The following is a 22,867-nucleotide window of genomic DNA, read 5'->3' as shown; positions in this document are numbered from 1 at the left end:
GCTATATTGTAGGCATATCGTATGTGTTTTCTAGTATTTTATCAAGTTAGGTATGGACAAAGAGATAGATCTTGCCATCGCATGGGCATTGTCTTCGAGCTGATCTTGGTTTTGTGAAGAAGGGGGTGCGTCTACTCGGTGGGCGGTTCTTGCTTTATACAGCCCACCCACCATTGCCAGAACCCCCAGATTTTTGTAAACTCAAGCTCTTCTATGGCAACGCCTACCGACATTTCTCACATCGAACTCCTGGCACCCGCAGGGTCCTACGAGGCGCTCCATGCCGCTATCAACGCCGGGGCAGATGCGGTCTACTTTGGTGTGGATGGGTTTAATATGCGCGCAAACTCTTCTGCGCACCTTGGCCTAGCAGACATTCAGGAGATCAGCACGCTTTGCCATCAATACAACGTCAAATGCTATTTGGCGCTCAACACGCTTGTGTATGATCAAAACTTGGAGGAGATGAAGCAGGTGATAGACGCGGTAAAGCTGGCACAGGTGGACGCGGTGATTGCGTTTGACCTCTCCACAATCGCTTATGCAAAGTCGCAAGGAGTCGAGGTTCATATTTCTACACAACATTCCATTTCTAACATCGACGCCGTAAAATTTTTTGCTACGTGGGCGGACCGAGTCGTGCTTGCGCGCGAACTCACGCTTAAACAGATCAAATCAATCGTTGACGTGATTAAAACGCAGGACATTCGCGGACCAAAGGGTCGGTTGGTGGAGGTGGAGATTTTTGTGCACGGGGCCATGTGTGTGGCGGTGAGTGGAAGATGCGGAATGAGCTTGTACATGTACAACACGTCGGCTAATTGTGGGTCGTGTAGCCAGCCCTGCCGTCGCGCGTACACGGTCACGGACAAAGCAACAGGAAAACAGTTAGACGTAGACAACGAGTTTGTTATGAGCACGGAGGATTTGTGTACCATTGGCATGCTTGATGAGATTGTAGCGTCTGGTGCCGTGTCTTTGAAAGTGGAAGGGCGTGGAAAGCCGCCAGAATATGTAGATGTGGTGATTCGCTGTTACAAGGAGGCACTTGCGGCCATCGGCGATGGGTCGTGCACAAAGGAAAAAATCAGCCAGTGGAACACGCGGTTGGGAACGGTGTTTAATCGTGGATTAAGCGATGGATTTTATCGTGGATTGGCCTACAAATATTGGAGCCAAGGATCAGATAGTAAGGCCACCACAAAAAAGGTCTTTGTGGGAACGGTGTTAAATTACTTTCCCAAGTTAGGTGTGGCCGAGATTCGCGTGCAGGCAGAAGGATTTACGGCGGGCGAGCCTTGTGTGTTTGTGGGAAAGACGACCGGGTTTGTGCGTCAAACGCCGGAAGAGATTTGGTGCAACGATACGCATGTCACCACGGTCAATAAGGGTGAGGACATGACGATGCAGGTAACCGCACGCGTTCGCAGAGGCGATACGTTTTATAAAATTATGTCCGCCGGGTAGGAGTTTTTTATTTTGTGAAAATAAGTACCGTCTCTGGGAGACTTCCGAAGAAGATCCTGGGGTGGAGCGGGGTCGCCGATCCAGGTGAACGTGTCGGGATAGTGTCCAGCTTTATCAAGACGCGCGTCTGCATGAGCTTGTGCTTGCAGAGCAGGCAGAACAATATTCTGTGACACAGGAACTCATCCTGGGTGTTGAGCTGCAGATAGGCAGCTCGGTTGTAGATAACACGTGGAGACTAGCCCAAAATGGGCGTTCCGTTAACCCGTAACAAGGAATAGTGTAAAAAATAACGACCCGCTCTGCAGACCACCGAGATTGGTGGGGATGCAGAACGGGCGTCGTCAGGGGCTCCAAGAGCCTAGGGAGCCGGGCGCAGCTCCATCACCAGAGCCGACGTGGCTCCGTAGCGCGGTCGACTCGTGGTGCCATCCCACCCACCACCCACGTAGCCGACGAATCGGACGCGGAAGCGGGAGTCGGGCAGGAGCACCTCCACGCCGCCGCCGCCCGTGAGGGAGGGGAGCGGGATGGGGGCACTGACGCCGTAGCTGTTGATGTCCAGCAGTAGATCTAGTAGCAGGAGAGGGCGAACCCCCACCGGCGACCAGAACCGGTACCACACACCCAGCCCTAGGGAGACCAGGTCTCCGAGGACATTGGTGCCATCCGGGAGGGAGACGGACGTGAGCCCCAGGTTGCCCTGAATGGCCACGCCGAAGCCGTTGCGGATGTGGGCATCGAGCGCCAGGTGGACGCTGGCGTAGGTGGCCGGGCCGAAGCCCTTGAACCCACCGCCTGCCACCAGCGCCAGTTGACCCGGCGTGGTGTCCACCGTCTGGAACGGTTCCACGTGAGGCCGGCGGACCGGACCGTCATCATCATCGCCCTCCTCTACAGCGGCGGTGTAGGTCGGCAGATCCACGGGGAGTGGCACGCCTTCGCCATCCGCTTTGTACAGAAGCCCCAGTGGAGGGTCCTGCGCAAGATCCACGACACCCATCGACCGCTGACCGTTGCGGGTCATGAGGCTGAGAGTTGTGGCCACCACCAGACGTTGCGCCTGGGAGCGCTGTTCGGGGAAGGTGAGCAAGGCCTGCGCCCAGCTCGCGCCATCCACGAGCAGAAGGACCTGGTCAACGCCGCCCTCAGGGACGCTGAACACACGCGTGTACTCCATACCCTGGAACTTCCACTGGAGCAGGTGCAGGCCGGGGTGCAGGTGCATCCCCTCGGCGTAGGATTGGGTGTCTACCGTCAGAGCGTCGAACGCCCCGAGGGTCACCACTCGCATGGCGTCGTGGTTCACCTCCCCTATTTCCTCCTTCACCAGGGCCACCTTGGCCTCGGCATAGGCGGTCTGTGCCGCCGGCGGGTAGTCGGCGTCCCAGGTGTGACCCGGAGATGTGTGGAGGGCGTTCAGAAAGAACGGCCGCGCGGCATCGATGCCGGCGGAGTGGTTGTTGGCAGTCTCGTAGGCCAGATACCCAGCCACGAAGTTATACCGCCAGAACGTTTCTTCCTCCAACCGTTCGTTGAGGCAAGGGAGGCTAACCTCTCCGAGCGTCATTAGCGCCGTTGCAGCCTTTCCGTACGCGAGTGCATCCATCTGATCGATGATGCTCGCACCACGACTGTTGGCGACGAACTGGTCCTCTGCCTCCATGGCGGTGTAGGATCCACGATCCGTGCACGGGTGAAACTCGGGGTCCGCACCGCTCACCAGCAGAAGGTTGCCCGGCTGACGGTAGAGCGTGTTGACGCCCATGTTCTCACAGACGGAGTCTGCGTTCGTGTCCACACAAGCTTCCATCACCTGCCGGTTGGGCAGAGCGGTCTCAGCGGACGTGGGCGTCACGCCACCACCCGTTGCGCGGGTAAAGGCCTTCACGACCTTGGGCACCATCTGCGGCTCTCGCGGCTGACCCACGAGCACCAGAGTGAGCGAATCCTGTCCGAAAGCGGAGGCGCTCATGGCCACCACCAGCAGACAGGCCATCAAAAGCCGTCCTACGTTCATCTCGATCCTCCTCGCAGTTGATCCTTATTTCTAAGGATGATGTGTCCGTTTTTTCTCGCTCAAGGCGAGAGGATAACCTACGACACTGTGGACGTTTTGTCAAGAGGGAGGTGCTATACTTGAATCACTATTATTTGTGTATTCATACATGTTTTTTCAAATCATTATTTTGTTAGCAGGATTCTTTGCTCTCATTGTGGGCGCAGATCAGCTGGTAAAGGGTGCATCGTCGATTGCCAAGCGTTTTGGTTTCTCGAACCTATTTATTGGACTCACGGTTGTTGCCTTTGGCTCCTCAGCTCCTGAGCTGGCAGTTAATATGTTCGCGGCCGCAGGTGGCAATCCGGATATTGCCTTTGGAAACGTGATCGGCTCCAACCTTGCAAATATTTTGCTGGGGTTGGGGCTTGCGGCACTTGTGCGACCATTGGTGGTAGCACGCTCTGCGGTCTGGCGTGAGATTCCGTTTGCGATTTTGGGAGCTGGTGTGTTGTTTGCGCTGATGGTGGATGGTCCTCTCTCGGGAACGGAAAATATTCTCTCGCGTGGAGAAGGCATTGCACTCATTGCATTCTTTTTTGTATTTTTGTACTTCACGATTAAACCTATGTTGGTTAAGAGGCGTGAGAGTAAAAAAGATAAGGATCTTATTTTTGTTGTAAAACAACGGACGGGAGTATCGATTGCCATGATTGTTGGAGGACTTGTTGGATTGATTTTGGGTGGTGAATTGATCGTAGAAAGTGCAAGTGCTTTGGCGCTCTCGCTTGGGTTTAGCCAGGCATTTATTTCTCTTACCATCGTTGCTGCCGGAACGTCCCTCCCTGAAATTGCTGCAACCATGATGGCGGCATACCGTGGACAAACGGACATGGCGATTGGGAACATTGTTGGGTCGGTCACCTTTAACACACTTTGGATCTTGGGCGTCACGGCGATTATATTGCCGGTTCCTGTTTTCCCAGGTGGTCTGATTGATGTCTTCTTGGCGTTTGCGGCAACAGCAATACTGTTTCCATTCATGATCAATCAAAAACGGACGGGCGAATTGAGTCGATGGGAAGGCGCCTTGTTTACAATCGCCTATGTTGTGTATCTTGGGTTTACAATTTGGCGAGGATAAGGTAAAAACGGCGCATGAAGATCCTCTCCATAGAAACGAGTTGTGATGAAACTGCCGTCGCCATTGTTGAGGGCGACGGAACATCTTTTGTGGTTGTGGAGAATCTTGTTTCCTCACAGATCGCCACGCACCAACAATATGGCGGCGTGGTGCCGGAGGTTGCCGCACGTATGCATGTGCCTGTTTTGCCGTTAATGATCCAAGCGCTCACGCAGTGGAAGCAAGGGGATTTTGATGCGGTGGCGGTAACTACGGGACCAGGGCTTGCAACAGCACTCCGTGTGGGCGTGGAGACGGCAAAAGCATTGGCGGTCACATGGGGTGTGTCGCTTGTCCCGGTGGATCATATAGAAGGGCATATCTATGCAAACTTTTTGGATAGCTCTGTGGAGGCGAGCGCGTTTCCGATTCTCTGTCTCGTGGTCTCCGGTGGGCACACGGAGATTGTGCTCATGAAGGACCATGGAGAGTATGTTTTTCTTGGTCAAACCCGAGATGATGCTGCGGGGGAGGCCTTTGATAAGACGGCCGCACAGCTTGGGTTGAGCTATCCGGGTGGTCCAAGTATTGCCAAGGCGGCGCTCGGCGGAGACGCTACGGCGATTACGCTCCCACGACCCATGATCAACTCGGGAGATTTGGATGTATCATTTTCTGGTCTCAAAACGGCTGTACGTAATCAAATTCGATCACACGCAGAGTTGACACCGACGATTATTGCCGATATTGCCGCCTCGTTTCAACAGGCGGTGGTGGATGTACTGGTGACAAAAACACGGCTTGCCGCGGAACAGTACGCACCAAACACGGTTATGCTGTGTGGAGGTGTATCGGCAAACACGGAGTTGCGACGTCAACTTATGGAAGCGTTTTCCGATACTTCTGTCTCCGTGCTTGTGCCGCAGATCAAATACACCACGGACAACGCTGCGATGATTGGAGCGGCGGGTTTGCGGGCTTTGGTAGATGGACGCGTGGCCATGGATCCGTTAATTATCGACGCCGACCCCGCAAAAATTTTGGGGGGACAATGGAAATGGGAGCTATGAGGTGCATAACACACAAGGTAGAAGAAATGGACGTGCTCGCGGCAGAGATGGTGGATCAACTTATTGCTGCGCGCGTGATTTTGTTGCATGGAGATCTGGGCGCCGGAAAGACCACGTTTGTTCAAGGAGTAGCAAAGGCGCTTGGCGTGACGCGTCCGGTTAAGAGTCCAACCTACACGCTCGTGAATGTGCACCAGGTGAATCATGCGGTGATCGCAAATCTCGTTCACGTGGATTTGTATCGAATAGCTCGCGTTGATGCGAATGAAATGCGACAGATTGGATTGGATGAATTACTCGCCGATCCAAAAAACCTCGTGATGATCGAATGGCCGGAGCGCCTCGACACACCGCTTTCTGGCCTAGACCTTTATCTATCACAAGATGGTGACACACATGTGTTAGAAACAAAAACAGCCCCGTAGGGCTGTTTTTTTAATGCTTGTTTGCGTAGATCGTCCTTCGGATATCTACCTGTTGTCCTTGCGTTAACACCTCGTAATGAAGTTTAATGTGATCCACGGCAGTATCGGGAAGATAGAGAACCTCCTGAAAGTTCTGCGTATTCATGACATCAAAGTAATCCGCTTCGGTTGTAAATTCGTATGTGTAAGCGTGTGGTGTAAAGGGATACACAGGAAGTGCGTCGTGATAATACACCTTGGGATCGGACATGGAACGAAACGGAACACCACGAGGAGTGTCTAAAACACCCGTGTGTTGCATGGGTGCCGTAGTAATATCGGCGACGTACAGATTATTGTCGGCTCCAATCCAAGCAACCTCTTGTGAAGAAATAAAGCGTGGTTCGTGCAGGGTCACTGGGTTATTGGAATTTTGTTCACGCGCGGTGAATCCAATTTTCGTCAATGTGCTTCCTTGTGATACATAGACACCTTCATCAATTTGACCGGTAAACATTTCGTTTGCCTGATCGGTAACAATGACGTACTGATCCGACACAGAATAGACGGATGGCTCGCTAAATGATCCAGTGAGATTTGTCCGTACGACATCTGTTGGAGAGACGATCTCGAATCCGGCTGCTACGAGGTTTGATGCGGGACCAGAAACCGAGACAATATGATTATTGATCACACGGAGCCATGCATATCGTGCGCCCGTTTTTTGTTCAAGAGTATCGGCTGTTACAACAACGGTTGCTTGTAACGTGTAGGGATTCAAAAGATACCAGTTAAAATCACCATCGGTTACAAGAAGTTGCCCATCCTTTATTTGAACAAGGGATTTTGTCCCGACTCCTGGGCTCGTTGAACAAGATTCGCACCAGCGAGTCGTTGGAAACTTGTAGTCGGTTGCAACGATTTTATGCTCTACAAACGAATAGAGATACACATTGGTAAACGTGTCTGTGAGAGGCAAGAATCCTTGATTGCGTAGGGAGCTCCCCCCAAGTGGATGTGAGAGTCTTTCTGTACGCGCATAAGTCAACTGACTGTCCGTAAATTGATCTGCGGGAATTTGATCGATCATTGAGTTGATCAAGGTGCCCGTTTGATACTGCGCTACGGAGTAGCCTGGATACTGCCAGGTTGCACTTGCGCCGATCCAAAGTTCATCGTTGGTGTTCCACGATGGGGTAATGGGAGCGAGGGACGTTGCCGACGCCGAGGCAATCGGCTGTATAAACGAGAACAAAATCGCCACAATGGCGAAGAAAGAGATATGGGATCGCATAAGCATATCTAAGAGTTATGTGTGATGTTTACCCTAAAAAGGGGGTTTTGTCAAGGGTTCCTCGGGCTTTGTATAAAAAGGACACTCAACGTCTCCTGCGGACGTCCCATTGACGCAGTTCATAAAACACCCTCGTAAAACTCGGGGCCAAGCTGTTTTATAAACTGAGCCCCTTTTTATACAAAACCCTCATCACGACGTTCGCTAAATCCCTTGCACGCAGAAGACAGCTAGCCAGGAGTAAGTCTTGTGCGTCTCTATCCGACTGTCCCTTTTTCTAAACACAACCCTTCGCTCCTACATTGCTGGATGATACTGGTGTGGCTAAAGGGGACAGGCACCCTTATCCACATACGTGCAAATCTCTACGATCGTACGTGTTTGACCATGAGGCTTCAATCAATCGAGTTGTTGATCTTTTGCGCTGAGTCTGTGGGCCAGCGAACTGTGACGTAAAAAAACACGCATGCCGATAGGGAAATGCGTGTTGGGGTACCTATTGAATTCTTGCAAGTGCCACCAGCGCCGCCGTGTCGGCACGGAACTGATACGCTCCCAATGAGACAATCTGTGCGTTTTGACTCACGGCAAAGTCGACTTCATCTTGGGTAAATCCACCTTCTGGTCCAACAAATAACGTAACAGGTTTTTGCGTAGGCGCACTATCGACGGCACTCGCGTGTGTGCTGTAAACGACCGAATTTTCTGCTGCGGTAAGGGCATGGTGATACGTCGCAACATCGCGAAGTTCTGGGAGCCAGGCACGACCACTTTGCTCTGCAGCTTCTTTGAGAATCGCGTTCCATCGAGGCGGATACGTTTCTGGACGTTTAATAACGCGCTCGGTAATAATGGGAATAATCGTACTTACACCCAGCTCGGTAGCTTTTTCTAGTACCCAACGCATACGATCATTTTTTAAGATGGCCATGGCGAGTGTAATATCTCCACCACGTGGCTGTGTTGCGCGAGTTTGAATTGGGATGAGAATCCCATCCTTGTTGCTATGGGCGATCACTCCTTCATACACATTTCCAACACCGTCAAAAAATCGTACGGCGTCTCCTTTGCCAAGTCGCAATACACTGGTCATTTGGCGATACAACTCACCGATGGGAATACAAACCGCATCCTCGCGCACGAGGGAAGGGTGGATATGAAATTGTCGCGCGTTATTGATCTCCATATTAGTTGGCGGCTACGCGGAAGATTTCTTGCACAGATGTCTGACCATCCATTGCTTTTAAGATTCCATCTTGCTCCATAGTCACCATCCCTTGTTGATTGGCAATCTCACGCATGTCGGCGTCTGATACCGAGCCAGATCGAATGCGTTCCCCCACGATTTGATCTACCACGAGAATTTCATACACACCGACGCGCCCCTTATACCCACCGGTACACGCAGAGCACCCTTGTGGATTAGCTGCCATGAATGTTGCCGTTGAGAGGTCTGGTTTCTCGCCAGAAGCTTCTGGAATTGCTTGAATAATCTTGGTCACGCGTGCGGTCTCCTCGGGCGTAAGTGTGGCAGGTGTGGCACACGTTTTACACAATCGACGAACCAACCGTTGCGCCATAATGATGCGCAGGGCAGGTGCCAAAAGCGCGGGCTCCACTCCCATAGAAAGAAAGCGAGGAACAGCGCCAGCAGCGTCGTTGGTGTGAATGGTCGACAGTAAGAGGTGACCCGTAAGCGCTGCCTGAATGGCCGTGTCGGCTGTCTCCTTGTCGCGGATTTCTCCCACCATCACAATGTCAGGATCTTGTCGCAAAATGGATCGCAACCCTCCACTAAACGTATAGTCCTTGGTGTGATCAATCTGACTTTGGTTGATGCCCTCCAACTTATACTCAACAGGATCTTCCAACGTAATGATTTTAACGTCCGTTGTATTAAGGCGTTTAAGAATCGCATACAGCGTGGTGGTCTTACCAGAACCTGTAGGACCTGTGGTGACAATCATCCCGTTTGGTTTGACAATCTCCGCTTCCAATTTCTTGAAAGCAGCTTCTCTAAACCCAAGCTGCGAGAATTCGAGTCCAATGGAACTTGGCACAAGCAAACGCATCACGACGGATTCACCATAGGCGGTTGGCAGGGTAGACGTACGCACATCTACTTTCTCACCTTTAATAAAAATCGTATAACGACCGTCCTGCGGCTTGGCGGTGACGTTGAGTTTGAGTCCCGCAATAAGTTTGATGCGGTTGACGAGATGTTCCCATGTGTCCTTATTGATCTTAGCGATGTCTTGCAGGACTCCATCGATACGATAACGAATCGCCACATCATTTTCCTCGGCCTCGATATGCACGTCCGATGTTCCAATTTGGAGTGCACCTGCCAACATGGCGGCAACAAGATCCGTTGTATTGGCCTTGTTGAGAATTCCTTGAATATCTGCTGTTGTATGAATCTGTGCTTGAAACGTGTTAAGTTCTTCTTCGCTAATTTCCACACCCCCCTTGGCCGCAATAATTCTTGGGAGGGCTGCGTAGAGCTTCATTCCCTGATCAAAACTTTGTTGTGAGGTGAGATAGAGCGCGGTATGTGCACGGTTTCGTTCGCCAATTTGAAAACTCACTTCTTTTACATCGTCGTTGGTTGGGTTGATTGCAGCGATTCTAATCTCCTCTCCCTGTAACAAAAACGGAATCATTTGTAATTCACGCGCACGTTTTTCTGGGAGAAGTCGTAGCGCCTCTGCATTTACGGGGAATCCTTTTAAATCAATATACCCAACGCCAAGACCCGCCGCTTTTTGTTCGGTGACCTTTTCGATCTGCTCCTCACGGATGGCTCCCATGCGTTTTTGCAACTGTTCTTGTGTGGTGGGCTGATTGGGTTGTGAAGGGACCTTGGGTTGTGGCGTATTGCCTCCCATCAAGTCCTCTATGGATCCTGTTCCGTTGCTCATAGGTAATACGTTTAGGATTTACGGAAGACAAATTGCAAAATAGCGGGGAGGTGCTTTCTCTCGATGTTTTTTGCTAAATGTGACCACGTGGCAAAGTTGTAGCTTGCAACGATACCGGCAACAAAAAGTGATCCAAGCAAAAAGACGACAAGCTCCAGGAGACTACCAGCTCCTTGATTTCCCGTTGCAATAAAGACCCATGTTCCGATCGCGCTCGTGAGTAGACTCAAAAGCTGCACGGCAAATACGAGGAGGGTCATTGCAACAGCATTGATCACAAAGAGGATGAGGTTGTGCTCAAGGATAAGCGCTGGTGATCGCCAGGTTGCCTTCCACGCCTGTTGAACGGCTGGGAGAAACCGTTGACCATCGCCTGCAATAAACTGCAAAATCAACATTTTTATGGTAAGCACATAGAGTATAAGAAGCCCGTCGATGATCATAATGGGCACGGTAAACCAGAGAGCATGCGGGCCGGTGATCCAATCGAGCGCTTTACTCATGTCTAATACAAGTAAAAAGACGGCAGAAAGCGACGCAAGGTGAACCAGTGTCATACGAGGCCATTGTGTAAGCGCATGACGGAAGGCTTCACGTAGAGAAACCTGTTTGCGAAGTCGGCTATGACGGTGTGTGACATGGATCAACGCGGTTTGACACAGGATTGCGCAGGCAAGCACGGCAATCGTAACCAATAGCGCCACAGGGTGCGATACGAGGGAAACAATTGTTGGTCCTATAAGATCTGGCGGGAGCACGCTGTTGGTTGTGGCGGTGAGCGCGGGTGCAATACCGTGTACGCCGAACAGGAAACTGTACGCGTACAAAATACTGTCAATGAGTGCGCCAAGACCAATGATACTTGCAATAGGTGCAATGAGAAGTAGGGCGGGTTGTGATTTGAAGGTCTTCCATCCGCCAAGGAAGTGTTTTGTGTGCCAGCCGTTTTTCATATAAGCAGATTATAACATGAGTCACAGTCGTAACGGTGAAGCGCGTTTTATTATCGGTGATTATCTCACGACCTGATGTTTTGATTTAAACCAAAACCCCCACACCGTGAGGTATGGGGGAAAGGGGTTAGGACTGGGTGACGTCCTTTTTTGCGGTCGTGACGATCGCTTCAAACTCTTCTTTTTCAATTGTTTCTTTGTCGAGAAGTACGTTAACGATTTTGTCGACTTCCGTGCGATGCTTGTTAAACAGCTCGCGGGCACGATCTTGTGCATCCGATACGAGTTTCTGTACCACCTCGTCAATCTTGTAGGCCGTCTTGTCTGAGTAGTCTCGATGCTCCTGCATGTCGCGTCCCAAGAACACTTGCTCTGTGGCCTTGCCGTAGGTGCGAGGTCCAAGGTCATCATCCATGCCGTAGCGTTTAACCATGGCGTTTGCAAGCTCCGTTGCACGTTTAAGGTCATCTGACGCACCTGTTGTAATATCTCCAATCACCACGGCTTCGGCAACACGTCCGCCGAGCATCATAGCCATATCGTTGTAGAAGTCTTGTTTGCTCTCCATACGGTTGTCGTCGATCGGTAACTTCATGGTGTAGCCTGCCGCTCGTCCGCGGGAAATGATGGAAATTTTGTGCACCTCATCTCGCACGCCCGCATAGTGACCAACAATCGCGTGTCCTGCCTCATGATAGGCGGTAACGCGTTTTTCCTCGTCCGATATGACGCGGTTGCGACGCGCAGGTCCAATCATCACCTTCTCAATCGCCTCGCGCATAATCTCATTAGTAATAGCCTTGGCGTTCTCTCGTGCGGTTAAGATTGCCGCCTCGTTAAGCACGTTCTCCAAGTCTGCTCCTGCAAATCCAGAGGTGCGCTGTGCCACAACTTCGAGTTTGACGTCGTCGGCAAACGGTTTGTTTTTTGCGTGGATCTTGAGGATTTCTTCTCGCTCTTTACGATCTGGTAGGTCGATCATCACCTGGCGGTCAAATCGACCTGGTCGCAAAAGGGCAGGGTCCAACACGTCTGGACGGTTGGTTGCCGCCATTACAATTACGCCATTATTTTTTTCAAACCCATCCATCTCCACAAGGATCTGGTTGAGTGTTTGCTCACGTTCATCATGTCCGCCTCCAACACCAGCACCACGTTGTCGCCCCACAGCGTCGATTTCGTCAATGAAAATGATACACGGTGCAGCCTTCTTGGCGCGCCCAAACAAATCACGCACGCGGCTTGCCCCAACGCCCACGAACATTTCCACGAACTCGGAACCGCTCATGTGGAAAAAGGGAACACCGGCCTCTCCAGCCACGGCACGTGCGAGCAATGTTTTACCAGTTCCAGGTCGCCCCATAAGAAGCACTCCTTTTGGAATCTTGGCTCCCACGTCATCAAATTTCTTTGGACTCTTTAAAAAGAGGACTACCTCCTCCAATTCCTCCTTAGCTTCGTACGCACCGGCAACGTCTTTAAACTTTGTATCCGTGTTGGTTTTGCCCGATGGGTCCTGAGTTTTGCTTTGTCCAAAACTCATGGCTTTGTTTTGTGCGCCCTGCATCTGACGAATCATAAACCAGGCAAGCGCTCCGAGAATAATCGCCAAAATAAGCGTTGGCACCATGCGGGCGATCAATTCCTTGGTTGTATTGTCTTTGACGGTGATCTGAATTGACTGTGTTGCTTCGCTTGGAACGTCGTAATTTGAGAATAAATCCGATAGAGATTCGTTTCCTTCTTTGCGTGTAATGAGCTCTGACCCGTCTGTTGCCATAATACGCAACGTTTCATTCTCAATATCCACCGAGGCAATTTCTCCCGCCTTAACGCGTTCTATAAACGTGCTGACCCCAATCTCTTCGGGCTTAGTTTTATTGAGATTCATGGAGCTCAACAGGCTTCCAACAAGCAAAATCACAATAACGGAGTAAAGGATGCTGCGGGGATTGATGTGGAGTTGTTTTTTCTTCATAGATAGACTGTTCAGTGTGCGCCGATCGTACAGGGATTGGGGGATAAGATCAAGGGATCGACGTTATATTGTGTGTATTTGATCCTATAAAAACAAAACAAGACCCGAAGGTCTCGTTTTGATGCGTGTTTACACGGTTGTTTCCTCTGTTGACTCGGTATCTGCTATCTCGGCAGGAGCGTCTGCTTCTGCAACGACTTCCTTCTCTTTCTTTGCGCCCTTTACACCTTTCTTTAAGGCTTTGAGGCTGAGTCCAAGACGATGCTTGTCTGGCTCCACGGAGACCACGACGAATGTCTTGCGCTCTCCCGCTTTTCCAAGAGAATGAATGTCGGTTACAGGCTTGGTGTCCAACTCGGAGATGTGTGCCAAACCGTGAATGTCACGATCCAACTCCACAAAGAATCCAAATGGGTTGACCTTGAGAATGGTCCCTTCAACTTTGTCGCCCACGTTGTACTTCTTGGCTACGTTCTCCCATGGGTTCTCTACGAGTTTCTTCATGGAGAGGAAGATCTTGCTTCCCTCGATGCCAATAATTTCTGCCTTTACCACGTCTTCTACCTTTACAAAGTCACTTGGGTGATCAATACGTTGCCAAGCAATCTCGGAAATGTGTACGAGACCCTCTAAGTAAGCCGCCTCGTCGGTTGCCTCCAAGGGGAACTTTACAAACACACCAAAGTCCGCAATGGCGGTGACGCGTCCCTCTACCTGATCTCCGATCTTGTACTGGGAGATAATGCTCTTTTGCTCCTCTTCCCAAATAGCCTTCTCGGACACGATCAACTTGTTCTCATGTTCGTTAGCATCTAATACCTTTACCTTAAACTTCATGCCGACGTACTCCTTGAGTTTCTCCAAGATACGCGTCTTGGATCCACCGGACACACGTGGGTAATGCTCTGGGGCCAATTGGGATACAGGCAAGAAGCCATGGAGGTGATCCAACTGAACGAGCAGTCCACCTTTGTTTGCGTCGAGGATCTTGACGTTGGAGGCCTCTCCACTATTCAACAACTGTTGAACGGTCTCCCAGGCCTTTACCTCCCCTGCATACTTAAAGGAAAGTTCTACCTCTCCATTTTCATTTTCTAAGTCAATAACGGTTCCCTCGATCGGCATACCGACCTTGAGGTTGCTGTAAATGTCACTTTCTGCAAACAGTTCTCGTCCGCGAACAATACCGGTGGTAAGACCGCCGATGTCTACGCGCACTTCTCGGTTGGATGCAAAAACAATGGTACCTGTAACAGTATCACCTAGTTGAGGGATGACAGGCTCGTGTTTCTCGAGCAATTCTGCCATTTTTGAAGAATTTGTTGCCATACTTATGAGTTGTTCATCCGCTGGCACGGATGTGGGTTATGAATAAGGATTCGGCCGGAGTGTAACAAAATGGGGGTTTTGCGTCAAGAGAGGAAGTTGATATCAAGACAGAACAGTAAACCAATGTAACCGTGCTATACTTTTTTTATAAATTTACGAATTGATGTATGGCCCACGAAGCATTTTTGATGGAACTTGAGTTTGGCATTAAACACCTTCCGCCTACCATCCCCGAGGAAGAGCAGACACGCATTCAACAACGATTTGAGGAGTTAAAGGTCTTGGGAGATCAGGTGACGGAGGAAGCGATTAAGGAAGCGATGATTGAAATAGGGAAAATTGAATGGCCGTATCGACTTGCGTATAAAGACATGGTGATGATGTGTTGCTCGCATACGCAGCATGATTTATTCCTCAAGGCGTTAAGTCCTGCAACGAGGAAGAAGGTGATGGACATGGGAGGGAATGATATTACGGTTCCGGAGCTGATTCATTCGTCTCTCTTTGAAGAGAAGTTTTCCCCCGAGGAAAAGTACGAGGTGCAAGAGTCGGCGCTTTCGGCACGCTTGCAAATGCACGACTATATGGAGGAGCAGATCAAAAATCGTCCAAATGATTACGCAAAATCGTTAGAAAAGGCACGCGCGCAGCAGGCAAAAATAGATGAGGCGATTGAGCAATTGCGGGCGTTGGCGAAGGTGGATCTGCATTGGCAGCCGGAGATTGAGGGAAAGATTGATCAATTATGTATGGGGTGGTCCATCTCGGAGCCAGATGTGTCGGTTGAGGATGTTCTCCATGAAGTGGAATATTGGAAAGGGACCTTGGCGGCGTCGGAGGAAGAGGAGGGGAGTGATGCGTCGGATGTCTAGGTTTAGATGCTTAGCCATTGACACGTACGTTCTGAACAAATGTTTCAAAACACCGACGATCGTCGTTTGGTCTATTTGAAAAATATAAATAGAGAGATTTTGAGCAAAAGCCTCGCAAGAGCCCCCGTCTATTCTGTCCCTTTGCGCCCGGATGTGCTAAACTATTCCCACAAATAGGAGGTTCGAAAACCAACGCAACCACAGAAAACGCTATGATGATTAGCTATCACGGGCTTTCATGCCTCAGTATTACCGCCAAGCCGATCAGCGGAGAAGTGACCCTTGTTACGGATCCGTTTGACGCCAGCGTGGGAATCAAACCCCCAAAACTTTCGGGGGACATTGTTTTTTCTAGTCAGGAAGGTGCTGAGCACGGCAATACCGCGGAGGTGGCTGGTTCGCCGTTTTCAATTGCCATGCCGGGTGAATATGAGGTAAAGGGTATGATGTTAGACGCACGCGTAGCTCCAACAAAAACCAATCCTAAAAATATGATCTTGCGCGTGGCAGCAGGTGCCATGACGCTAGGTTTTTTGGGAGGGTTGGATCGACCGCTTAAAGATGAGGAGATCGAACTTTTGGAGGGCGTGGATATGTTGGTACTGCCCGTGGGTGGTAATAATGTCATGACCGCCAAGATTGCGGCCGAGACCGTGCGCACGATTGAACCTCGTATTGTTATCCCTGTCTATATGGCAGAACCTGGACTCAAAGAAGCCCTGGATCCGCTTTCTGTATTCATGACAGAAATGGGACCCGTACCGACCGAGGAGACCACAAAATATAAAATGACCAAGCGCCAGTTGCCACAGGAAGACATGCAACTTGTGCTAATTAAGCGCTCCTAACATGGCTCAAAGTCCGCTCTCACGTCTTACAGCCCAGGAATACGCGGCGCGACAACGTCTGTTGCGTTTAATTCTTGGATTGATGGGTGTGCTGGTGGTCGTTCTCATTATTGTGCAACTAGTGGCCGTGGTGCCAAAGAGCGCGCAGGCGATTGACGATGCGGTGGAACAAGGCAAGGGGGCAGTGGGGGACATCTCGCTGCAGACAGACGCCATTAAGGCACAAGGATCGGCGATTGCCGCCGCAGGTGCAGCCGCACGGGACAGCTGGTTTATGATGTTGATTCAAGAATCGGTCCTACGCAAGGTAGCCACAAAGATTGAGCAGTTGCCGGACGTACCGATCGTTGAAGCGGAGATTATTACGGAGGAAACGGTGCCAGTTATCACAGAAACAGATCCTGTTCCCACGGAGGAGACAGCAACACACGCAACGCAATAAGTATGGCAAAAAAGACAGAACAAGAATTAGACAAGGAGGGATTTGAACTTGGAGGGCAGCTTGACGATCGCTCCATCGTTACCGAGATGAAGACGGCGTACTTGGACTACGCCATGAGTGTGATTGTCTCGCGCGCATTGCCCGATGTGCGTGACGGATTAAAACCTGTGCATCGCCGCATTTTTTACGGTATGTGGAAGTTGGGATTACGCGCTGGTGGACGTTACAGAAAATCTGCAGCTGTGGTTGGAGAGGTGATGGCTAAGTACCATCCGCATGGTGACGCGTCCATTTACGACGCGCTTGCACGTATGGCACAGGATTTTTCCATGCGCTATCCGTTGGTGCATGGTCAAGGAAACTTTGGATCGTTGGATGGAGATTCGCCGGCTGCCATGCGTTACACGGAGGCAAAACTCCAATCACTCGCCGAGGAGTTGATGTGGGATATCGAGAAAGAGACGGTGGATTTCCAACCCAACTACGACGGAGAACACATGGAGCCAAAAGTGCTCCCGGCTAAGCTGCCAAACTTACTATTGAATGGCGTGTTGGGAATCGCGGTGGGAATGGCAACCAACATTCCTCCACATAACTTGCGAGAAATTTGCGGGGCAATTTTAGCGTTAATCGACAACAAAGACGTAACGATTGACGACCTCATGGAGCACATTAAGGGGCCAGACATGCCGTCGGGTGCGATTGCCTACGACGTGCAGGCCATTAAGCAGGCGTATGCAACCGGTCGTGGAGGTATTGTGTTCCGAGCGCACACCGAGATTGAGGAAATGAAAAATGGTAGTTACCAGATTTTGGTCACGGACGTGCCGTACCAGGTCAACAAAGCAAGCATGTTGGAGAAGATTGCTATGTTGGTTCGTGAGAAAAAGATTGAAGGAATTCGTGACTTGCGTGATGAGTCCAACAAAGACGGAATTCGCGTGGTGATCGAACTTAAAAAAGATGCGTATCCTCGCAAGGTGCTCAACCGTCTCTTCCAAATGACGCAGATGCAGACCACGTTCCATGTCAACATGGTGGCGTTAGTGGATGGAGTACAGCCCCGTCTTCTCAATCTTAAGGAGATGTTGGAGGAATATATTAAACATCGCAAGGTGATTGTACGACGTCGTACCGAGTTTGATTTGGCACGTGCCAAGGATCGTGCGCATATTTTGGATGGGTTGATGATTGCACTTACCAACATCGACAAGATCATTGCGACCATTAAAAAGTCCAAGGACAAAGATGAAGCACGCGTCAACTTGATGAAACAATTTAAGCTCTCTGAGTTACAGGCAATTGCGATTTTGGAAATGCGTTTGCAACAGTTGGCAAACTTGGAGCGTTTGAAGATTGAGCAAGAGTTGGCAGAGAAGATGAAACTCATTAAGGAGTTGGAGGCTATTCTTAAGTCGGCGCAAAAGATGTTGGCTGTGATCCGTAGTGAGGTGGAGGAGATTGATGCAAAATTTGGCGACGAACGTCGTACGGAAATCGTCAAACATGGCGTAAAGGCGTTTAGCATGGAAGATGTGATTCCAGACGAGGAGACCATTGTAATGATGACGCGCGATGGTTACATTAAGCGTATCTCGCCAGACACCTTTAAGACGCAAAAGCGTGGAGGGAAGGGCGTGATGGGCTTGTCCACCAAGGAAGAAGACGTGGTAGATAAAGTCTTTATGACGAGCACGCATACACACCTACTCTTCTTTACAACGTCGGGCCGGGTGTTCCAAATGAAGGCCTACGAGGTGCCGGAATCGTCTCGTACCGCCAAGGGGCAGGCGCTGGTTAATTTCTTGCACCTGGCACCAGGGGAGGAGGTGACGTCGGTGTTGTCTATGGATCGCGACGACGACGCCAAGTTCTTGATGATGGTCACTAAGCGTGGAACTATCAAAAAAACGCCGTTGAGCGAGTTTGAGCATGTGCGCAGCAATGGATTGATCGCCATTAAGCTTAACCAAGGAGATCGATTAGAATGGGTCAAACCATCCAACGGAACGGACGAGGTGGTATTGGTGACGCACCAGGGTATGGCGATTCGATTTAGCGAGGCGGAAGTGCGAGCTATGGGTCGCGTGGCGGCCGGTGTGCGTGGAATCAAACTCAAAGGAGAAGACATGATTGTGGGTATGGCCGTGGTGGATGGCAAGCTCACTGCCAAGGGATCGATGGAGTTGTTGGCGATCATGCAAAATGGGTACGGAAAGCGCACCAACCTTAAGGAGTATAAGTTGCAAGGACGCGGCGGACAGGGCGTAAAGACGGCCAATATTACCGCCAAGACCGGACCAATTGTAGGGATGCGCGTTATTAACACCAAGGACTTAACGGACATGCTTATTATGAGCGCACACGGCCAGGTGATTCGTACCAAGATGAGTACGGTAAGCGTGCTGGGACGTGCGACTCAGGGAGTACGTATTATGCGATTTAAGAAGGATGGCGATAACGTGGTGTCGATTGCCGTGATTGGTGAGGCAGAAGGGGACGAATAGGGTAGTCGTTATTTCAAAACAGGCCTTTCGGGGTCTGTTTTTGGTTGTGCTCTGTATCACATTCGTCGTAGGTAGGACAAATCCGATCTAGTTTTTGTCTTAAAAAATAGAGTGAATGAGAAAGGGTGGATTGACATATACCCGTATTTGGGGTATAAGAGCGCTACCCTAACGATGCAGATTCGTGTCGGATAACAGGGTATAGATGGCACATTGGCACAAACCGTGCCTTGGAGGAAGCCATGAACCGGTTGTTGATCTTGTTCGTTTGTTTCAACATCCTGGCGGGATGCCAGGAGCCGCCGACTGTGGTGGTCAACGTGCCAGCGCCCGTGGTCAACGTCACGGTTCCGCCGCCGGAGGTCATCGTGGTCTCGGACGACGACGACTCGGCCACGGACGACGACGACAGCGCCGAACCGCCCACTCCCGAGCTCGTTCCGTCCACCTTCACCATGTTCGTGACCCCCTCGATCGGCCAGCAGCCGGTCCAGGTGATCGAGGGTCCGGCTGGCGTGATCATGGGCTCGATCGCCTTCACCTTCGAGGGCGGGTACCAGGAGATGTACAGCTTCCCGCTGAGCATCTTCCATCGCGCGGCGTACAACAACGTGGAGGAGCCGTTCCTCAACGAGCTGGGTGGCGTCACGGGCTGTACCCTCGGGTTGCCCAATGGCAACAACATGGAGCTGACGGCAGACGGCGGCCCGGGCTGGTGGGTGACCCTGCCGGAGCCCTTCGTTCACAACGGTCCGGAGAGCACCACGGTGCGCTTTGACCTCGACTGCAACATCGACGCGCCCACGGATGGCGACGCGGACGCCTACGCGCTGGGTGTCAACGCGACGGCGGTCGTCGCCGTGGTGGATGCGGACGACAACCTGGTGGACGGCTCGCTGTCCAACAACGGACAGTGGCTCTACCCCAACTCGCCTGAGCCCTCGGGGCTCTACCCGTCGTTCTATGCCGTGGTAGATTCCCCGATGGAGCCCATGGCGCCCACACTGACTGTCTCGCCGGCCGATTGGTGGCTGGCGGGGCTTCAGATCCCCCAGTCCAACCTGACTCCGTTGCGGTTCAACGTGACGGCGGAAGGGGACGACTGGCAGGTCTATGGCGCGGACCTCAACGTCTACGTCACGGACATCTTCTACAGCAGCTGGTCGCGATGCGGAGGACCGTTGGGACAGCCTGACGGGATCCGGATCCGGAACGCGGACGACCCCTCCACGACCCTGGGCAACTTCAGCCCGGCGCCGACGTCGGCTGGGACCTGTGCCGACAATCCCGGAAGCATGATCGGGTCGGCAAACAATGGGACCATGAACACCATCGTCCCTATGGGGACCACGGTCACCTTCGAGGTGCTGGTGGATGCGAGCTGGGCGGCTCCGTCCGCCAGCGAACTCCTCCAGGTGGGACTGGCTGGGATGACGGCCAGCAACCTGAGCGGCGCACCCGCCGTGATCCAGGGGATCCCCCTCAACGGAGCCATTATCTGGTTCTAGCTCCCCATCGATGATGGGTTGAGCCAAAAACTCCCTTACGTAACCCCACCGACCTGTTCGGTGGGGTTACTCGTTAAACCACAAAACTGAATAGATCGAACACTTTCCCCAAGGAATTGACAAAAATCCGTCCTACTGCTATGCTCCAGTCACTTAACTGAATGCTATGTCTGTCCCAGCCCATCGAAAATCATCTTCCCGCACCAAGCGCGGTCGTTCTCACGCGGCTCTTACCCCTCTCAATTTGGGAGCCTGCCCAGCGTGTAAAGCGGTTGTAAAACCTCATCACGCCTGTGCAAAATGTGGTGCATACGCGGGTCGTAGTGTAAAATAAGGGCCTCAGGCCCTTTTTACTTTTCTCACGCTCTTTTATGTCTAATCGACACTTGGCTCGAACGCTTACCATGCAGGCGCTGTATCAATGGGATTTTCTCAAAGAAGAGACGCCCAACCTGGACGAGATTATTGCGTACATCAAACAGGAATTTGCTCCCAACTTTGATGATCACGATTATGTAGAGTCTACGTTCCGTGGAGTGATTGAGCATGTGCAATCGATCGATGAAACATTGAATCAATTTGCCGCAGACTGGCCGGTGGACACCATGACATTGGTGGATCGCAACGTGTTGCGCATTGGTGTGTACGAGTTGTTATTAAATAAAAAGATTCCCTCTAAAGTCGCTATTAACGAGGCGATTGAGATTGGCAAGGCGTTTGGCGGGGAAGCATCGGGAAAGTTTATTAACGGTGTGTTGGGTGCAATTTTTAAGGATCAGGTAAAGCAAGGACTTATTAAAGAGGTAGACTCGGCCGATGTGCAGGCAGAGGAGCCCGCAGAATAAAAAAATTATCTTCTATGGAAAAAGATCTCTCTCCATTGATGAAGGCCCTCGGCGTGGAGTTTCAAAACGTTGATACGCTACGCCAAGCGCTTGTTCATCGCTCGTATCTTAATGAGCACTCAACCTTTCCACTCGAACACAACGAACGATTGGAGTTTTTAGGGGACGCGGTATTGGAACTTGTGGTAACGGAGAATTTGTATAACAACTATCCAAACCCAGAAGGCGAGATGACTAACTGGCGCGCGGCGTTGGTAAATGGGGAGCGTTTGGCAGACGTGGCGATTAGCCTGGACGTGGAACCCTTTTTGTACATGAGCCGAGGTGAGCGCAAAGACACAGAGAGTAAAGCGCGACGCTACATTTTAGCCAATGCAATGGAGGCGATTATTGGAGCAACGTACTTAGACCTTGGATGGGATGCCGCAAAGGGATTGATTGAGCGAGCTGTGCTCGTGCACTTGCCTGAGATATTGGAGAAGAAGCTTTACATTGATTCTAAATCGCGATTCCAAGAGTCGGCGCAAGAGCAAACAGGCATTACACCAACCTACAAGGTATTACATGAGGAAGGCCCAGACCACGCAAAAGACTTTACCGTGGGTGTGTATTTGGGGAAGGAAAAGATTGCAGAGGGGAAGGGGACCAGTAAACAAGAGGCGCAAACCAGTGCCGCACTTGCCGCGTTGGAAGCCAAAAATTGGTAAAAAATTGAGCAGCCCCGCGTGGGCTGCTTTTCGTGAGATGAGGAATCAGAACAGGTGGATCCCGCGGCCGATCAGGCCGATCACCCAGAGCAGGTCGAGAAACCATACGACCCAGCGGGCCGTTGTGCGGAAGGGGTGAACCTCCTCGTTGCTCGGCAAGTTGCCGACAAACGTGCCAAAGATGACGGAGATGATGAAGATGATCAAGCCGTACCCCGACCAGATCACATCGGGGTCGAGCGTAACGGTGAAAGAAGCCAGAATAAAACCAAGCATGGGGAATTCCTCCTTCAAACACGTTTTATCAATAGAATGGGGAGGGTGTCAAATAAACACATAAGATTAATGTTGTATATTGAGTACACACCAACGCAAAAACCCACCTTTCGGTGGATTCTTACGTTGGTGCGCGCAGCAGGATTCGAACCTGCGACCGTTTGGTTAAGAGCCAACTGCTCTACCAACTGAGCTATGCGCGCCTGGGTGTTGGATGAGGGATTCGCCCTCATCTCTCAGCTCTGCAGAGCTTCGGGATCGGGTCCGGGCCTCGTGGTGCCGTCTGCTGACGTCACATCACTCCGGCCGTTCTCATCTGTCACA

The 22,867-nt window shown here is 51.3% G+C and carries 20 protein-coding genes and 1 tRNA gene; 12 read left to right on the top strand and 9 right to left on the bottom strand.

What is annotated here, in order from left to right; genetic code table 11:
• Nucleotides 1–213: 213 nt before the first annotated feature.
• Nucleotides 214–1,467 (top strand): collagenase-like protease, encoded by a 1,254-nt coding sequence (locus COV06_01800; GenBank protein PIR47710.1) that lies wholly within the window; start codon nt 214–216, stop codon nt 1,465–1,467.
• A 361-nt stretch (nt 1,468–1,828) separates the two neighbouring features.
• On the opposite strand, the gene COV06_01795 is transcribed toward COV06_01800, so the two are convergent.
• Nucleotides 1,829–3,487, bottom strand: coding sequence for a hypothetical protein (locus COV06_01795; protein ID PIR47709.1), 1,659 nt, complete (start codon nt 3,485–3,487; stop codon nt 1,829–1,831).
• A 148-nt stretch (nt 3,488–3,635) separates the two neighbouring features.
• Between COV06_01795 and COV06_01790 the strand changes: the two genes are divergently transcribed.
• Genes COV06_01790 through COV06_01780 form a run of 3 tightly spaced genes read left to right on the top strand, consistent with a single transcriptional unit; the run spans nt 3,636 to nt 6,084 of the window.
• Nucleotides 3,636–4,610 carry a sodium:proton exchanger gene (locus COV06_01790; protein PIR47708.1) on the top strand — a complete coding sequence of 325 codons (975 nt, stop codon included), beginning with the start codon at nt 3,636–3,638 and terminating at the stop codon, nt 4,608–4,610.
• 14 nt (nt 4,611–4,624) lie between these two features.
• Nucleotides 4,625–5,659, top strand: coding sequence for a tRNA (adenosine(37)-N6)-threonylcarbamoyltransferase complex transferase subunit TsaD (gene tsaD, locus COV06_01785; protein ID PIR47707.1), 1,035 nt, complete (start codon nt 4,625–4,627; stop codon nt 5,657–5,659).
• Entirely contained in the window at nt 5,641–6,084 is a 444-nt protein-coding gene (locus COV06_01780; protein PIR47706.1) for a tRNA (adenosine(37)-N6)-threonylcarbamoyltransferase complex ATPase subunit type 1 TsaE, read from the top strand. The genes tsaD and COV06_01780 overlap by 19 nt, the downstream gene beginning before the upstream one ends.
• A 10-nt stretch (nt 6,085–6,094) precedes the next feature.
• On the opposite strand, the gene COV06_01775 is transcribed toward COV06_01780, so the two are convergent.
• From COV06_01775 to COV06_01750, 6 genes are all read right to left on the bottom strand, one after another.
• Nucleotides 6,095–7,363, bottom strand: coding sequence for a hypothetical protein (locus COV06_01775; protein PIR47705.1), 1,269 nt, complete (start codon nt 7,361–7,363; stop codon nt 6,095–6,097).
• Nucleotides 7,364–7,853: 490 nt separating this feature from the next.
• Entirely contained in the window at nt 7,854–8,543 is a 690-nt protein-coding gene (locus COV06_01770; GenBank protein ID PIR47704.1) for a hypothetical protein, read from the bottom strand.
• A 1-nt stretch (nt 8,544) separates the two neighbouring features.
• Nucleotides 8,545–10,278, bottom strand: a complete 1,734-nt coding sequence (locus COV06_01765) for a hypothetical protein (GenBank protein PIR47703.1) — start codon at nt 10,276–10,278, stop codon at nt 8,545–8,547.
• 11 nt (nt 10,279–10,289) lie between these two features.
• On the bottom strand, nt 10,290–11,231 hold the full coding sequence (locus COV06_01760; GenBank protein PIR47702.1) for a hypothetical protein: 942 nt from the start codon (nt 11,229–11,231) through the stop codon (nt 10,290–10,292).
• A 127-nt stretch (nt 11,232–11,358) separates the two neighbouring features.
• Nucleotides 11,359–13,122, bottom strand: a complete 1,764-nt coding sequence (locus tag COV06_01755) for a cell division protein FtsH (protein PIR47774.1) — start codon at nt 13,120–13,122, stop codon at nt 11,359–11,361.
• A gap of 216 nt (nt 13,123–13,338) precedes the next feature.
• Nucleotides 13,339–14,538: a 30S ribosomal protein S1 gene (locus tag COV06_01750; protein PIR47701.1), complete on the bottom strand. Its 1,200-nt coding sequence runs from the start codon at nt 14,536–14,538 to the stop codon at nt 13,339–13,341.
• 167 nt (nt 14,539–14,705) lie between these two features.
• Here COV06_01750 and COV06_01745 point away from each other — a divergent pair, with 167 nt between their 5' ends.
• The 8 genes from COV06_01745 to rnc all read left to right on the top strand — a co-directional run bounded on the left by COV06_01745 (nt 14,706) and on the right by rnc (nt 22,267).
• On the top strand, nt 14,706–15,410 hold the full coding sequence (locus COV06_01745) for a hypothetical protein (protein ID PIR47700.1): 705 nt from the start codon (nt 14,706–14,708) through the stop codon (nt 15,408–15,410).
• Between the two features lie 212 nt (nt 15,411–15,622).
• A complete protein-coding gene (locus tag COV06_01740) occupies nt 15,623–16,258 on the top strand; it encodes a hypothetical protein (protein PIR47699.1) in 636 nt (211 codons plus the stop codon).
• A 1-nt stretch (nt 16,259) separates the two neighbouring features.
• Nucleotides 16,260–16,700, top strand: a complete 441-nt coding sequence (locus COV06_01735; protein ID PIR47698.1) for a hypothetical protein — start codon at nt 16,260–16,262, stop codon at nt 16,698–16,700.
• 2 nt (nt 16,701–16,702) lie between these two features.
• Entirely contained in the window at nt 16,703–19,207 is a 2,505-nt protein-coding gene (locus COV06_01730; GenBank protein ID PIR47697.1) for a DNA gyrase subunit A, read from the top strand.
• 230 nt (nt 19,208–19,437) lie between these two features.
• Nucleotides 19,438–20,715 (top strand): hypothetical protein, encoded by a 1,278-nt coding sequence (locus tag COV06_01725; protein ID PIR47696.1) that lies wholly within the window; start codon nt 19,438–19,440, stop codon nt 20,713–20,715.
• Between the two features lie 166 nt (nt 20,716–20,881).
• Nucleotides 20,882–21,049: a 50S ribosomal protein L32 gene (locus COV06_01720; protein PIR47695.1), complete on the top strand. Its 168-nt coding sequence runs from the start codon at nt 20,882–20,884 to the stop codon at nt 21,047–21,049.
• A gap of 37 nt (nt 21,050–21,086) precedes the next feature.
• Nucleotides 21,087–21,560 carry a transcription antitermination factor NusB gene (gene nusB, locus COV06_01715; protein PIR47694.1) on the top strand — a complete coding sequence of 158 codons (474 nt, stop codon included), beginning with the start codon at nt 21,087–21,089 and terminating at the stop codon, nt 21,558–21,560.
• Between the two features lie 14 nt (nt 21,561–21,574).
• Entirely contained in the window at nt 21,575–22,267 is a 693-nt protein-coding gene (rnc, locus tag COV06_01710; GenBank protein PIR47693.1) for a ribonuclease III, read from the top strand.
• A gap of 45 nt (nt 22,268–22,312) precedes the next feature.
• Here rnc and COV06_01705 read toward each other — a convergent pair whose 3' ends face one another.
• Complete coding sequence (locus COV06_01705; protein PIR47692.1) at nt 22,313–22,543, bottom strand: hypothetical protein; 231 nt, start codon at nt 22,541–22,543, stop codon at nt 22,313–22,315.
• A gap of 127 nt (nt 22,544–22,670) precedes the next feature.
• Nucleotides 22,671–22,746, bottom strand: a tRNA-Lys gene (locus tag COV06_01700).
• Nucleotides 22,747–22,867: the final 121 nt, after the last annotated feature.

The organism is Candidatus Uhrbacteria bacterium CG10_big_fil_rev_8_21_14_0_10_50_16, from assembly GCA_002774875.1.
Lineage (GTDB): Bacteria > Patescibacteriota > Patescibacteriia > UBA9934 > UBA11717 > UBA11717.
Note: the sequence above shows the minus strand (reverse complement) of the source record. Positions and strands in the feature narration are given on the sequence as shown.